The following is a 15,529-nucleotide window of genomic DNA, read 5'->3' as shown; positions in this document are numbered from 1 at the left end:
TCTGACTGCGGCCCTCGGGGAAAACGGACGAAATTGACGCGCGCGACGCTTCCGGGCGCAAACACGTTTCCGCGGTTGACTAGGGCCGCTGCGTTACGTTGCACCGGGGAGCAACAATGGCCCCCTTGCCGGGGTGAAAGTACTCGAACTCGGCGGCATCGGCCCGGGCCCGCACGCCGCGATGGTGCTGGCGGACCTCGGCGCCGACGTGGTGCGGGTGCGCAGGCCCGGCGGCCTGCAGATCCCGGCCGAAAACCTGGACCTTCTTCATCGCGACAAGCGCATCGTCGATCTCGACGTGAAAAGCGAGCCCGACAAGCTGTTGGCGCTGGCGGCCAACCTCGGCGGCGGGTCGATGTTCGTGCTGCTCGGCATCGTCGCCGCGCCCTACGAGCGGGAACGGTCCGGAATGGGAACCAGCTCGACGCGGCGGCTTCCCCGAAGTGCACAAACTTTTCGCGGAGAAGTTTGCGAGCAAGACCCGCGACGAATGGACCGAGATTTTCGCGGGCACCGACGCGTGCGTCACACCCGTACTCACCTGCCGTGAAGGAGCGCAGAATCCCGTCGACAGGGTCGGCAAAAAGAAGCGCGATGCTGCCGACGGCTCGGTTATTTAGAGGACCAGCATCTACGACTTGTCGGCCCAGCCACCCAGGCAGCACCCACCGCTACACGGATCTCGCCGTCTGACAGGCAAGCAGTAGATCGGGTTCCGACGCGTGCCGACTAAGTAGTACCGCTCTCGGCCGCGCGAGATTGCAGTAGTGCACCACTGCTCGCGTCGTACCCAATTCGAGTGACGCTTTCATGACGTAAACAAAGCGCGCTATCACCACCTTCCACCGCGATGGAGGTGAAAGAAATGACGAACATCCCTCTGCATGCGACCGGCCACGCTTGGGCTAAGGACAGCACCCTGCTGCGCGTCGACCGCGAACGCGGCATCGGCTGGGTTGCGACGCATTACGACGGGAACCTGCGCGTCATCCAGCGAGTCCGGGGATCAGACGAGGAAGTGCACCGCGCAACGGCGCGTTGGGCACAGGGCTAGGGGAGAGTCATGGCGTTGAACGTTGTCGAGTCGAATTTCGGACACACACCCAGTGAGCCGATCGCCGTTCTCGGGATGGGATGCCGCTTTCCGGGCGGTGTTAGCTCGCCGGATGACCTGTGGCAGTTGATATCTGAGGGACGCGAAGCCGTCTCGGCGTTTCCCGCCGACCGAGGGTGGAACCTCAATGCCCTGTTAGCACCAGATCCCGAGGCGCCAGGCGCCACGTACGTGCGAGCAGGCTCATTTGTGGACAATGTCGGAGATTTCGACCCGGGATTCTTCGGCATTGCTCCTCGCGAGGCCCAAGCAATGGATCCCCAGCAGCGGCTGCTGCTGGAGGTGACTTGGGAGGCGCTGGAGCGCGCGATGATCGACCCGGGTTCTCTGCACGGCAGCGATACGGGCGTGTTCGTCGGCGTTGGCGGCCAGGAGTACGGCCCCCGGATCCACGAAGATAGCGAAGGATTCGCGGGCTATCTGGCGACGGGCACCAGCCCCTGCGTCGCATCCGGCCGGGTGGCATACACACTCGGGCTGCAGGGTCCTGCGCTGACGGTCGACACGGGCTGCTCGTCTTCTCTAGTTGCACTGCATCTTGCCGTGCGCTCGTTGCGGTCAGGTGAATGTGAGCTGGCGGTCGCGGGCGGTGCAACCGTGGTGTGCTCACCAAGCATCTTCGTCGGCTTCGCAAGGCAGGGCGCGCTGTCCGAGGACGGCCGATGTAAGCCGTTTGCCGCGGCGGCGGACGGGTTCGGTGTCGCCGAAGGCGCCGGCGTGTTGGTGCTGGCCCGACTGTCGCGCGCGCGCATCCTCGGCTATCCAGTCCTCGCGCTCATCCGTGGCACTGCCGTCGGACAGGACGGAGCCTCCGAAGTGCTGTCCGCCCCCAGCGGTCCGGCCCAGCAGCGGGCGATTCAACAAGCTCTGATCGACGCCGGCTTGACCGCGGGAGATGTCGACGTGGTTGAGGCGCATGGCACCGGCACGAGGATTGGCGACCCGATCGAAGCGAAAGCTCTGCAGGCGACATACGGCGACGTCCACTCAGTGACGCGGCCAGTGCTGATCGGCTCGGTCAAGTCGAACATCGGTCATACACAGCACGCGGCGGGTGTCGCCGGGATGATCAAGGCCATCCATTCGATTCGGCACGGCGTGGTGCCCGCGACGTTGCATATGGATTCGCCGACACCCCAAGTGAATTGGTCATCCGGGACAATCAAGATTGTCGAAAGCGCCTGTGCATGGCCTGACCAGCCGGGCCAGCCTCGGCGCGTAGCCGTCTCGTCGTACGGCATCAGCGGAACGAACGCCCACGTGATATTGGAGCAGGCGCCAACAGCGGTTAGAACCGTGCCATCAAGGTCCGCTCGTCCGCCGGTGATGCCGTGGGTGTTGTCCGCGAAGTCGGCCTCGGCACTGGCCGAACAGGGAGCCCGGCTGGTTCGATTCGTCGAACAGCACCCCGAACTCGAGCCCAACGATGTGGCGTATTCGCTGGCCACCACCCGCGCACTTTTCGACCACCGTGCGGCTGCGGTAGGCGCCGATCGTAACGAGTTACTGAACGGCTTGGCCGCGATCGCATCCCGCGAGCCTGCACCGAACGTGGCCACGGGAAAGGCAGCTGCTACCGGGCGAGTGGTCTTCGTGTTCCCCGGCCAGGGTTCGCAATGGGAGGGAATGGCAGTCGAACTGTTGGACTCCGCGCCGGCGTTTGCCGACGAGATGCGGCTCTGTGATGCCGCCTTCGCCGAGTTCGTTGACTGGTCGCTAATGGAGGCCGTGCGGGGTGGTGCCGGCGCCCTGAGTCTCGACCGGGTCGATGTGGTGCAGCCCGTGCTGTTCGCGGTGATGGTGTCGCTGGCCGCGCAGTGGCGAGCGCTGGGTATCCATCCCGAGGCCGTCCTCGGTCATTCGCAAGGCGAAATTGCGGCGGCCTACGTCGCAGGAGCCCTGTCCCTGCGAGACGCCGCGAAGGTAATCACATTGCGTAGCAAGGCGATCACGGCAATCGCGGGAACCGGCGGCATGGTGTCGATCGCATGGCCCGCTGAACGCATTCACGCACTGGTCCAACCATGGGTCGGATCGATCTCCATAGCCGCGCAAAACGGTCCTTCCTCGACCGTCATCACCGGCAACGCAGCAGCCTTAAACGAGTTGATGGTCGTATGCGAGCGAGACGCGGTGCCCGCCAACCGGATTCCCGTCGACTATGCCTCACATTCCGCTGACGTCGACACTCTGCGGGAGACATTGCTCGAGTCACTGTCGGGGCTGCAGCCGCGGACCTGCGATATCGAATTCATTTCCGCGGTCACGGGCGCGGGACTGGACGCCAGGATCCTCGATGGCGACTACTGGTTCGCGAACCTCCGGCAACCGGTGCTGTTCGAACAGGCCGTACGATGGTCGCGCGAACACGGTTATCGCACGTTCGTCGAGTCCAGTCCGCATCCGGTGTTGACTGCGGGCATCGAGGAATCCTTGGAGGACTGCGACGCCGAACACTGCGTGATTGGCACACTTCGGCGCAACGACGGCGGCATGCGGCGATTCCTGCTGTCGGCCGCCGAAATGCGCGTACACGGAGGATCGTCCGACTGGGCAAGCATGTTCGACGACCTCGGCGCGCACCGTGTCGAGCTGCCAACCTACGCCTTCCAGCGAAAGCGCTATTGGATGAGCTCGGGCGCCGGGTCCGCCGACGCGAAGACCCTCGGTGTCACCGCCGCGGGGCATCCGATGCTCGGCGCGCTTGTGCCACAGGCGGAATCGGGCAGCATCATCTTGACGGGCAGGCTGTCGCTCGCGACCCATCCGTGGTTGGGCGATCATCGGGTCCGCGGGGTCGCGTTGATGCCGGGTTCGGCGATGGTGGAGCTAGCGCTACACGCGGGTGATCGTGTGGGATGTCCCAGGATCGATGAACTCGTCCTGCGTGCCCCGTTGATCGTCGGCGAACACGGCGGTGTAGTAGTGCAGGTCGTCGTCGGCGCGTGGCAGGAAACGGGCGAACGTCCGGTGCGGATCTACTCGCGGATCGACAACGACGGGACCGATCGGACGTGGACGCTGAACGCCGAAGGCATTCTCTCTGACCCCCCTTACGCCAACATCGAACAGGCGGTCGCGGAATGGCCACCGGCGGGTGCGGAACCGGTCGACGTTGCCGAGGCCTATCCGATGCTCGCGGAGCGTGGATACGAATACGGTCCGGCGTTCCGTGGTCTGCGTGCGGTATGGCGCCGCGGCGACGAGGTGTTCGTGGAGGCCGCGTTGCCTGAACAAGCGAAAGCCGACGCGAATCAGTTCGGTCTGCATCCAGTGCTGCTCGACGCGATCCTGCACGGTGTCGGTGCAAGCGGCGTACTCACAGAGTCGGAGCTGACCAGATTGCCATTCGAATGGGAAGGCGTCTCGCTGCATGTGGTCGGCGCAACGCAGCTCCGTGCCAGGGTCACGCTTGTCGACCTCGACACGATATCCATTACTGTCATGGACAGCGGTGGAGGCATGGTGGCCAGCGTCGATTCGCTTGCCCTGCGCGGTGTTTCGCCAAGTCAATTGCGCGTGAGCACAACTGCCGACGACGAATTGTATGGAGTGGACTGGGTCACGCTTGCCGCCGGTGAAGCCACGGACACCACCATTGCGGAAGATGTAACCGTATTGCGTTGTCCGACAACGACTGGGAACACCTCAGCGCTCCTCGAGGAGACGCGGGATGCGCTGGCACTCGTGCTCGAGCGAACGCAGCATTGGCTGGCGGACGTTGACCGTGACGAGAAGGCACGACTGGTGGTGCTCACTCGCAGGGCGATCGCGGTCGACTCATCGGAAGATGTCGTGGATCTCGGCCAAGCCTCGGTGTGGGGGCTGTTGCGCAGCGCGCAGTCCGAGAATCCTGGGCAGATACTTCTTGTTGACGTCGACGACTGGGCCTGTGCAGACATTGCGGTCGCCGAATCGACCCGCCGTGACGAATCGCAACTCGCCGTTCGCGATGGCGTGTGCTTTGCCCCGCGCCTGGTGCACGCTGCTGCGGACCGAATCGGAGGCGCAGAACTCATCGGGGGAACAAGTTGGCGACTCGCCGTCCTCGACAACGGAACACTGGACCCGCGCAACTTCAATCTTCGCCCGTGGCCCGAATCCGAGCGTGTGCTGGCACCCGGCGAAGTGCGTATTGGATTGCGATGCGCGGGCGTGAACTTCCGGGATGTCTTGATATCACTGGGTCTATACTCCGACGCAGAGGCCACCGTCGGCAGCGAGGGCTCCGGCGTCGTGCTTGAGGTCGCAGAGGGTGTGGTCGGGTTCGCTCGAGGTGATCGAGTGATGGGCCTGTTCGACGGGGCGGGGCCTGTTGTAGTCGCCGACCATCGGACGATCGCGCACATTCCCGCAGGGTGGTCCTATGCACAGGCAGCGGCGGTACCTGCGGCCTTCCTCACCGCGTATTACACGTTGGCAGATTTGGGTCGCGTACGCGCGGGTGAGCGGCTGCTCGTGCATGCCGCCACCGGCGGGGTTGGTATGGCTGCAGTGCAGTTAGCTCTGCACTGGGGCCTCGAGGTCTTTGCAACTGCAAGCCCAGGAAAGTGGGAGATCCTGCGCGGCATGGGATTCGAGGCGGACCACATAGCGAACTCGCGTGCGGTGGATTTCGAACAGAAATTCTCTGCGACCACCGGCGGGCAAGGCGTGGACATCGTACTTGATTCACTCACAGGGGAATTCGTCGACTCTTCGCTGCGACTGTTGCCGCGCGGCGGACGATTCATCGAGATGGGCAAGAGTGACGTCCGGGATGCAGACGAGGTAGCGGCGCGCCATCCGGGTGTTCGGTACCGAGCGTTCGATCTAGCCGAAGCCGGTCTCGACCGTGCGCAGGACATACTCGGCGAATTGGTCAGCCTGTTCGAGGCGGGCGAGCTGCGGCCGATTCCGGTGCATTGCTGGGACATTAGACACGCGTCGGATGCCTATCGATACCTCAGTCGCGCCCGCCATGTCGGCAAGCTGGTGTTGACCGTACCCAGGCCACTCGACCCGGAAGGCACTGTGCTGATCACGGGCGGCACCGGTGTACTGGGCATGCTCCTCGCGCGGCATCTGGTGGCTCGTCACGGTGTACGCAATCTGCTGCTGATCAGCCGCAGGGGACGTGCTACTGACGGTGCTGCCGCCTTTGAGTCGGAGCTCACCGAGCTCGGTGCGTCCGTACATATCGCGTCGTGTGATGCGGCGGACAGAGTTGCGTTGCAGCGACTTCTCGCTGGTATCCCCGACGATCATCCGTTGACCGCTGTTATTCACGCCGCTGGGGTGCTCGATGACGCCATGCTCGGTACGCAGACGCCACGCCATCTTGAGTCGGTGTTGCGGCCGAAGATCGATGCGGGTTGGAACCTGCACGAACTGACCCGCTCCGCGGACTTGTCGGCGTTCGTGGTGTTCTCGTCCGCGGCCAGTGTTCTGGGGTCCCGCGGTCAGGCCAATTACGCTGCGGCAAATGCGTTCCTGGATGCACTCGCACACCATCGTCGACAGCAAGGGTTGCCGGGTATTTCCATGGCGTGGGGCTGGTGGGCGCAAACCACCGGGATGACAGGCCATCTCGACGACCACGATCGCGCGCGAATGTCTCGAAGCGGATTCGTCCCGATGTCTTCGGACGAGGGACTCGCACACTTTGACGCGGCACTCCTGCAAGCGCGCTCGTTCGTCGTGCCGGCTCATCTCAACCTTGCCGCGGTTCGTTCCGATTCGGCGTTGACGGGCTTGCCGACAGTGTTCCGTGGTTTGATCCGCGGGGTACGGCGCAGCGCGGAATCTGTCGCAGTCGAATCCTCTTCGGATCTCCGGCAGCGGCTCGCAGCGATGAGCCCATCCGAACAGGAACGCGAACTTCTGGGCCTCGTGCGTGCACACGCCGCCGCAGTTCTCGGGTACGACTCCCAGGACGCGGTCGAAGCCGACGAGGAGTTCAAGAACCTCGGCTTCGATTCACTAGGCGCCGTCGAATTCAGGAATCGATTCAAATCAGCGACCGGTTTGAAGCTGCCTGCCAAAGCCGTGTTCGATCATCCGACGCCATCAGCGTTGGCCAGACACCTGGTCAGTGCACTTGGCGCCAATCAGATCACCCAGCCGACAGAAGAGCGAAGTAATGGAGATGTGGAACAGGAATACTGGCCGGTGACGGGTTATCAGCGCGACATTCTCGCGGTCAGCGCGCGCTATCCGGACCTGCCCGTCGCGCAGGCCGTCGCCTACACCCGCCTGGATGGCACCGTGGATTTAGACCGGATGAAAGAGTGCCTGCGCCGAACACATCTGCGGAACGACGCGGTGCGACTGCGTTTTGAGATTCGAGACGACGAGTTCGTTCAGCGCGTCGGTGCCGAGGTGCCCGAACTCGAGTTCGTGGACTTCACCGGTGAGGTGGACCCTGAGGCGGCGTGCCGGTGCTGGATCGACGAGGCGGGCGAAGAGGTGTTGCCGCTGAACGGGTCGCTAGTACGTGTCGCTGTCCTCGTCGATCGGACCGATTCCTTCATTTTGTACGGGTGCTTCCACCACGCCGTTGGGGACGGGTGGAGCGTCAATCTCGCGATGGGTCAGCTCTCTTACGAATATCAATCGGAAATCGCGGCCCGCGGTACGGACGACATCACGATGCCGAGCTATCTCGACTTCGTGCGCACAGAGCGTCACTACCGCCACTCGCCGGACTGGGTGGCCGATCGCGAATACTTCGTCGAGGAATTCCGTGACGTGGAGCCTGCTCTATTCGCCCGTAGCGGATCGATGCGTAGTCGCACTCGCCACCGACACGCCCTGAACGTGAATCCTGAGATGGCTGAGCGCATTAGAGCCACCGGCCATTCAATATTCGCCTTCACCGCTGCTGCGGTCGGCGAGTATCTGCGTCGAGTACACCGTGGCCGTGACATCGTGATCGGCGTCCCGTTTCTCAACCGTTCATCCGATGCCGAACTCGGCACCGTCGGTTGCATGGTGAACATTCTGCCGTTGCGAATTGTGGGGGACGACAACGCGTCAATGTCCGACCTCGCCGACCGTGTCCGGCAGCGGGTGTGGGATCTACGGGGCCGACAGAGATTCGCCTACGGTGATATCGTCTCCGCGGTTCAGGAGGGTGACGGGGCATCCTCGCCAATGTTCGACGTCACGTACTCGTATCAGACAATTCCTGACGACAAACGCGCACTGGCGTTATGGAAAAGATCGACTGTGCTTGCGTCGGGGTACTCACTCGATGCGGTCAACATCTCCGTTCGTGACAATGAACGAGACGGTTCGCTCGACGTGGACGTCTTCTATGCCGACGATGTCTTCGATGCGAACTACCGGTTCGCCGATGCCATGCGTCATGTCTTGACCTTGATCCGAAAAGCGCTTGACGCGCCAGATATGCAAGTCGGCGAACTTGACATGCTGTCCGAGGCGGATCGAACTCAGCTGACCACGTTCTCCTCCGGAGCGCCGATCGATGCTTGATTTCGCGTTGGACATGACGGTCGACCGATTGGCCGCCGACATTTCTGGCGATCGCATTGCGGTCGTTTCGGAGAGCGGGACTCTGCGCTATTCGGACTTCGACGCCGCGGTGAACCACGTCGCGGAAGTGCTGCGCGCCAAGGGTGTTTGTCGTGACGATTGCGTCGCCGTGATCGTGCCAAGGTCACCGGAGCTTCTAGTCGCGATACACGGAATCCTCCGCGCCGGAGCCGCATATGTGCCCATCGATCCGGAATACCCGCTACTGCGGATTCGTACGGTCATCGAAGACTGCGGTGCGCGTGTCGTCGTAGCCAGGACCGATTTCGCCGAAATCGTCGACGAGCTTGGTGCCAGTCGCGTCGAACCGACCACTGCCGGAGCGGATCTCGTCGAACCAGTCGCGTCGCCCGGCGACTTGGCCTACGTCATATACACGTCGGGCTCGACCGGCCAACCGAAGGGAGTCATGGTCGAGCACCGGTCGGTGGTGAACCGCCTCCGGTGGATGCAGCGGCAGTACCCGCTTGACGCCGACGATGTGATCCTGCAGAAGACGTCGGTGACGTTCGACGTTTCCGTGTGGGAATTGCTGTGGTGGGCGATGGCGGGCGCGCGTGTCGCCATGATCGAACCCGGTGCAGAGCGCGATCCGCGCAAGATCGTCGCCGCAATTCAGAGCCATGGGGTCACTGTGATGCATTTCGTGCCGTCGATGCTCGGCTCATTCCTCGATCAGCTGGAATCGCAACCTGACTCGATCCACCGGCTGACGTCGTTGCGCATGGTGTTCTGTAGCGGGGAAGCGCTTACTCCGGCGTTGGTCGAGCGGTTCAATCGGGTCTTCGGCGTCATCGGGGTGCCGCAGCTGGTGAATCTCTACGGGCCAACTGAGGCGACGGTGGACGTGAGTTACTTCGACTGCCCGTCGGCCGGCACGGTCGATGTAGTCCCGATCGGAAAGCCGATCGACAACACCACCCTGCTGGTTCTCGACGAGCGCAGGAGCCCTTGCCCTGTGGGGGTGGCCGGTGAGTTGAATATCGGCGGCGTGTGCCTGGCCCGCGGTTATCGTGGCCGACCCGATTTGACGGCGGATTCCTTCATCGACGACCAACGCGTGCCGGGCGGTCGACTGTATCGAACCGGTGATCTCGCCCGCTGGCGGTCGGACGGAAACCTTGAGTTCTTGGGCCGCATCGACGATGAAGTCAAGGTGCGTGGCAACCGAGTAAGCCTCGGAGAAGTCCAAGCCACGATGGAGTCGTGTCCGGGGGTGCGCTCGGCGGTCGCGATAGCCGAACCATCGGATAATCATGGCTCCAACCTGATCGGTTACTTCGTAGGAGATTTCGTTTCCCTCACTGCGCTCCGCGATCACCTCGCACGGCGGTTACCCGGGTACATGATTCCCACCAGCTTCGTCGAATTGACTGAGCTCCCGCTCACGACAAGCGGAAAGGTGAATCGTCGGGCGCTGGCCCGACCGGTCACGCGGGATCGCTCGGCCGTCGCGCCGCGTACTCCGGCCGAGGCGGCGTTGGTGGACGTGTTCGGGTCGGTTCTCAACGTCGACTGTGTGGGTGTGCACGACAACTTCTTCACCATAGGCGGAGATTCGATCCTTGCCCTCGCCGTACGGAGCGAGGCAGAAAAGCGCGGGATAGCTTTCGATATCGAGGAGCTTTTCGCCCGACCTACGGTCGCCGAACTGGCAGAGTCGAATTCGCGACTGACGGCGGCAGAGCCGCAGGGCATCACGGACTCGTTCGCAATGCTCCCTCTAATTGATCGCGCGTCGCTGCACGATGCCGAGGATGCGTTTCCAGCAACCGGGTTGCAACTCGGCATGCTATTTCACAGTATCGAGCGTGCCGAATCGACGATGTATAAGGACGTCTTCCGATACCGCGTAGCGATGCCCTGGTACGAACAGCAGTTCACCGACGCGTTTGATCGGCTGGTCCAGCGGCACCCCGCGCTACGGTCGTCATTTGAACTGAAGCAACATTCGGTGCCGTTGCAAGTCGTCAGGTCAACAGTGCCGCGAGCTTTCGACGCTGTGATCGGAGCAAGCGATGTAGATGTCAAAGACTATATGGCTGCCGGGCACCGGAAAACGTATGACATCAGCTCAGGCCCGCTCTACAGCCTGCGCGCCTTTGTACGCGAAGATGGCATCGACCTTGCCTTCGCATTCCATCATGCACTTCTAGACGGCTGGAGTGTCGTGAACCTCATCGGCGAGCTACTGCAGGACTATCTGGTCAGCGTCGGTCTCGACGTGCGACCGATCAACACCGAACCGTACTCGTCCGCCATCCTCGCCGAGTATGTCCGTGCTGAGATGGAGGCACTCGAAAACCCTGCCGCACAGGAATTCTGGCGTGCTGCACTGTCCGAATCGTGTGCAACGTCGCTGGAATCTTACGTTGTTTACGAAGCGCCCACGACTGTCCCTCCGATTGTGACGGTCCTGATTCCTCAGTGGTTAGAGGATGCTGCTCGAAAGCTTGCGACCGCTAGTGATATACCGATCAAGTCGCTGTTGCTCTCTGTGCATTGCATTGCTCTACAGAGGATTTCGGGTGAAGCGGACGTCACGACTGGGGTGGTCACCCACGGTCGCCCTGGCCGTGTCGGGGCCGAAGCGGCCGCAGGATTGTTTCTTAACACCATTCCGATCCGGCTCAACGGCGCTCAGGCGACATGCCTGGAGACCGTCGAACACATTGCCCGATTCGAGCGTGCGAGCCACCGATATCGACGTTATCCGTTGCAGGCGATGCAATCTGATGCGGGCCGTACACTCTTCAAAACGGCGTTCAATTTCGTTAACTACCATCACTTCGCTGCGTTGGCGAGAGCCACCGGGGTCGAACTGCTCGACTTCGAGAGCTACGAGCAGACAAACTTCGCTCTGCTCGCGACCGCAGGCATCGACCCGCGAAGGGGGCGGCTGTTCCTACGCGTCAATGGTGATCCGGTAAGCGTCACAGCCGCGCAAGCGCGCGAATACGCGATCGCGTTTACGGGTGTGCTGGCGGAAATCGTACGCTCACCCGACCGGGCCCTCGATGTACGCGCCAACGAGGTGGCTGCTCCTGACGTCACGCAGCTTGTCGCCCAGCAGGCGGCGGAAGAACCCGATTCGGTTGCGCTGGTTGATGATAGCCGAACATGGACCTATGCCGAATTGGACGGCCGCGCAGATCGAATCGCCGCCGGACTGCTTGCCGCCGGTATGCCGCCAGGAGCGCGCGTCGGCGTGATGCTGGATCGTTCGCCTGAGCTCATCGCAACGGTCCTAGGTGTTCTGAAGGCGGGGGCAGCCGTCGTACCGCTTGATGTGAGTTATCCGAATGCCCGAATCGACGCAATGATCCGGCAGGCGAGGCCATTCCGCGTTATCTCTGACATTTCCGAGGTCCGACAGCTGGTAGAAACACCTGAGGCAGGCGTGCTGCCGGCGATCGATCCGAACAGCGCGGCATATGTTTTGTTCACATCCGGCTCGACCGGTGCGCCGAAGGGCGTCTCAATGCCCCACCGCGCGCTGGCCAATCTGATTACATGGCAGAATAGGCAAACGTCCGGTGCGGTCGGTAGTTCGACCCTGCAGTTCGCGCCGCTGTCGTTCGACGTGTCGTTCCAAGAGATCTTCTCGACCCTGTGTGGTGGCGGCACCTTGCGGTTGGTGTCGGAAGCGCAGCGCAAGGATTCGGTGGCGCTGGTGCGTTTAGTCGCCGACGAAGGAATTGAGCGCGTCTTCCTTCCGTTCGTCGCATTGCAGGCGTTCGCCGAGGCGGCCTGTTCCACCTGCACGTGGCCAGCATCGCTGCGGGTGCTGATCTCGTCGGGCGAGCAACTGCGAGTGACACCGGAGATCCGCCGGTTGTGCACCCGGTTACCAGGTGTGCTACTGGAGAACCAATACGGCCCGACCGAAACGCATGTTGCCGCCAGCTACCCAATGACCGGTTCGCCGGACGAATTTCCAATGCTGCCGCCGATCGGCACCGCGATCGAGGGCGCGACGCTTGCGGTCATCGGGCCGGACCTACGGCCGCTGTCACCGGGGAACAAGGGCGAAATCTGCATCGGCGGACGTTGTGTCGCTTCGGGTTACGAGGGGCAGCCCGATCTGACTGCAGAGCGGTTCGTTCGGGTCGGTGATCCCCCCGTCACGATGTACCGAACCGGAGACGTCGGCCGAGAGCTACCCAGCGGCGACATCGTTTGTCTCGGGCGTATCGATACTCAAGTGAAAGTACGCGGCTTTCGCGTCGAATGCGCTGAAGTCGAGATCGTGATCAAGCGCCTGTACGCCGACGTGATTCGCGCGGCCGCGGTCGTTGCTCGCCGACTTCACACCGTTGATTCCGTGCTGGTGGCCTACCTCGTAGGCGACAGCGACGCGGTCACTGCCAATGGCATTCGATCACGGTTACGCAGTGTGCTCCCGGAGCATATGATTCCGGACCGCTTCGTCTGGCTCGATGAACTCCCGCTCACCCCTAGCGGCAAGCGTGACGACAAGACGCTGCGTGAATTGCCTTTGTCGCATGACGCCAACGAAACCGAGGGCACACCGCCGCGCAACGGACGGGAGCGGGCGATCGCGGACATCATGGCGGAGTTTGCTGGCGCTGCAAGTTTCGCCGCGGACACCAACTTCTTCGATGCGGGTGGCACATCGATTGGCGCGATGCGGGTGATAATGGCGATCTCGCGCTCCTGGGGCGTGGAGATTCCGCTCGACGCGTTTGTCGCCGCCCCGACCGCGGCCGATCTTGCCCGGTTGGTGACGACCGGTGCCGTCTTCCGGGCGTTCGATCCACTTGTCGCGCTGCGCAGCTCGGGTGATCGTCCACCCCTGTTCCTGATCCACCCGATCGGCGGGAATGTCTTGTGTTACCTGAACCTTGCCAAGCACCTTCCGGCCGATCTGCCGATCTATGCGTTGCAGGCGGCAGGCGCAGAGCCTGGAGCAAAACCGCTTCGCACGATGAGCGACTTGGCCGTATCGTACATCGCGGCCATTCGTAGAGTGCGGCCGGAAGGGCCATACAACATCGGTGGATGGTCCTTCGGGGGTTACGTCGCGGCCGAGATGGCTCGGCAGCTGGCTGACGACGAACTGGCACGTCTGATCCTGATCGACACGATCGTGCTCACTGACAGCCCGCGGCCTGTGATCGCTGACAGGGACCTGATCATCTGGTTCTTCATGGAATTGCTGTCGCAAGCGCGGGGTTCTGATGCGTCGAAACTGGTGGGCAGGTATGACGGAATGGATTGTGACGCGTTGTTCGATTCGTTCCTCGGGCAGGCGATCGAGGCAAAGATCGTTCCAGCTGAGAGCTCGCCGCAATTGATCCGAAGGCTCTACGACATTTTCCACGCCAACTACGAGGCAACGATGAATTATCGCCATACGCGGTTGGATCGCGACATCACACTGCTGAAGTCGACCGAGCAGTTGCCGACGGTCGCTGCCGATGTTCACCGCATCGTCGGCAGCAGCTTCACGAGCCCAACCAATGGCTGGGAGCGGTTGATGCCCCGCAGCCTGAGCGTCATCGACGTCGCAGGCGATCACCTATCGATGATGTCCGAACCCAATGTCATTGACGTCGCGTCGAAACTGGAAGCGGCGTTGAGATGAACACGCCGAAGGTAACGATCGTCGGTGCAGGAATCGGCGGGCTGACAGCAGCAATTGCGCTGCGCACCAAAGGCATCGACGTTGAAGTCTACGAAGCCCAGGCGCAGCGGCGGCCCACTGGGACGGGCCTGGGCCTGGCGAGTAACGCCACCAAAGTCCTCCGTTCCCTAGGTATCGATTTGACCACGGGTGACTACGGGCGAGTTCTGGAATGCTTCGAGCTACGCACCGCCCGTGGGAAATTGATTCGCTCGCTGCCAGTTTCATCGATGACCGCCGAACTCGGCGATCCGGTGGTCAGCATTCACCGCAACGATCTGATGCGAACGTTGCAGGCGGCGGCTGCCGACCCGCCTGTCCGGTACGGCGCCGAGGTAGTCAAGGTCGAAATCGGCGATGGAGGAGTCAGAGCCACCTGTACCGACGGCCGAGTCATCGACGCCAATCTACTGATCGGCGCTGACGGCATCCGGTCTATCGTTCGGGCCACACTCTGCGGTGAGTCACAACCGACCGAGTACGGCTACGTCTGCTCGCTTGCCACTACACCGTTCAGCCATCCGCAGATGGTGCGCGGATACTGTGGCCACTACTGGGGTCGGGGGCAGCGGTTCGGACTGATCGACATCGGTGGGGGAAACGCCTATTGGTGGGCAACGAAGAATATGCCCGCCGCCCGGGCTCACGAGTGGCGCGGTGGAAAGTGGGAGATACTCGCCTCCTTCGAGGGGTGGGCACCTGAAGTTGTGGCGGTGATCGAGCGAACACCAACACACGAGATTGTCAGCGTGCCCGCGCAGGATCGGCCATTTCTCAACCGTTGGGGCAACGGCCCTATCACCTTGATTGGCGACGCGGCACACCCGATGCTCACCAGCATCGGTCAAGGTGCCAGCTCTGCTATCGAGGATGGATATGTGCTTGCCGAGGCTCTGGCCGCAGTTCCTGATCCCGTTGCGGCGCTGAGGCATTACGAAGACACACGCCGTGCGCGTACCCGCATGTTGGTAAGGACTTCACGTCGGCTGAGTCGCCTCGAGCAGGTCGAGAGCCCAGTGCTCCGAGCAGTGCGAAACATCGGGGCGCGTGGTGTCCCGACTCGAATCCTCAAGCGACGCATCATCCGTCCGATGCAGTTCGATCTGGGGTGTCCTGATGACCCTCGCCGAACGGTGGAGCTTGATCACCGACCAGATTTCGCTTGTCCAAGGAGGTGATTTCATTGGACGTTCTCGCGCGGTGGCTTGCTAGGTACGCAGGCTGGATAGTCG

4 protein-coding genes and 2 pseudogenes are annotated in these 15,529 nt (G+C 62.4%); all 6 read left to right on the top strand.

Annotation, left to right across the window (positions count from 1 at the left end):
- Positions 1-88 precede the first annotated feature (88 nt).
- Positions 89-563, top strand: a pseudogene (locus MYCSM_RS26600) (CoA transferase); the annotation flags it as partial.
- A 302-nt stretch (positions 564-865) separates the two neighbouring features.
- Positions 866-1,054, top strand: coding sequence for a hypothetical protein (locus tag MYCSM_RS26595; protein WP_015309274.1), 189 nt, complete (start codon positions 866-868; stop codon positions 1,052-1,054).
- A 51-nt stretch (positions 1,055-1,105) separates the two neighbouring features.
- Positions 1,106-3,640 (top strand): annotated as a pseudogene (locus MYCSM_RS39150) (type I polyketide synthase); the annotation flags it as partial.
- Positions 3,638-8,590 carry an SDR family NAD(P)-dependent oxidoreductase gene (locus tag MYCSM_RS26590; protein WP_442928544.1) on the top strand — a complete coding sequence of 1,651 codons (4,953 nt, stop codon included), beginning with the start codon at positions 3,638-3,640 and terminating at the stop codon, positions 8,588-8,590. The pseudogene MYCSM_RS39150 and the gene MYCSM_RS26590, both read left to right, overlap by 3 nt.
- Complete coding sequence (locus MYCSM_RS26585) at positions 8,583-14,258, top strand: amino acid adenylation domain-containing protein (protein ID WP_015309272.1); 5,676 nt, start codon at positions 8,583-8,585, stop codon at positions 14,256-14,258. Before MYCSM_RS26590 ends, MYCSM_RS26585 begins: the two co-directional genes overlap by 8 nt.
- Positions 14,255-15,475, top strand: a complete 1,221-nt coding sequence (locus tag MYCSM_RS26580) for an FAD-dependent monooxygenase (protein WP_015309271.1) — start codon at positions 14,255-14,257, stop codon at positions 15,473-15,475. The genes MYCSM_RS26585 and MYCSM_RS26580 overlap by 4 nt, the downstream gene beginning before the upstream one ends.
- Positions 15,476-15,529 lie beyond the last annotated feature (54 nt).

It is taken from the genome of Mycobacterium sp. JS623 (assembly GCF_000328565.1).
In the GTDB taxonomy this organism is placed as follows: Bacteria; Actinomycetota; Actinomycetes; order Mycobacteriales; family Mycobacteriaceae; genus Mycobacterium.
Note: the sequence above shows the minus strand (reverse complement) of the source record. Positions and strands in the feature narration are given on the sequence as shown.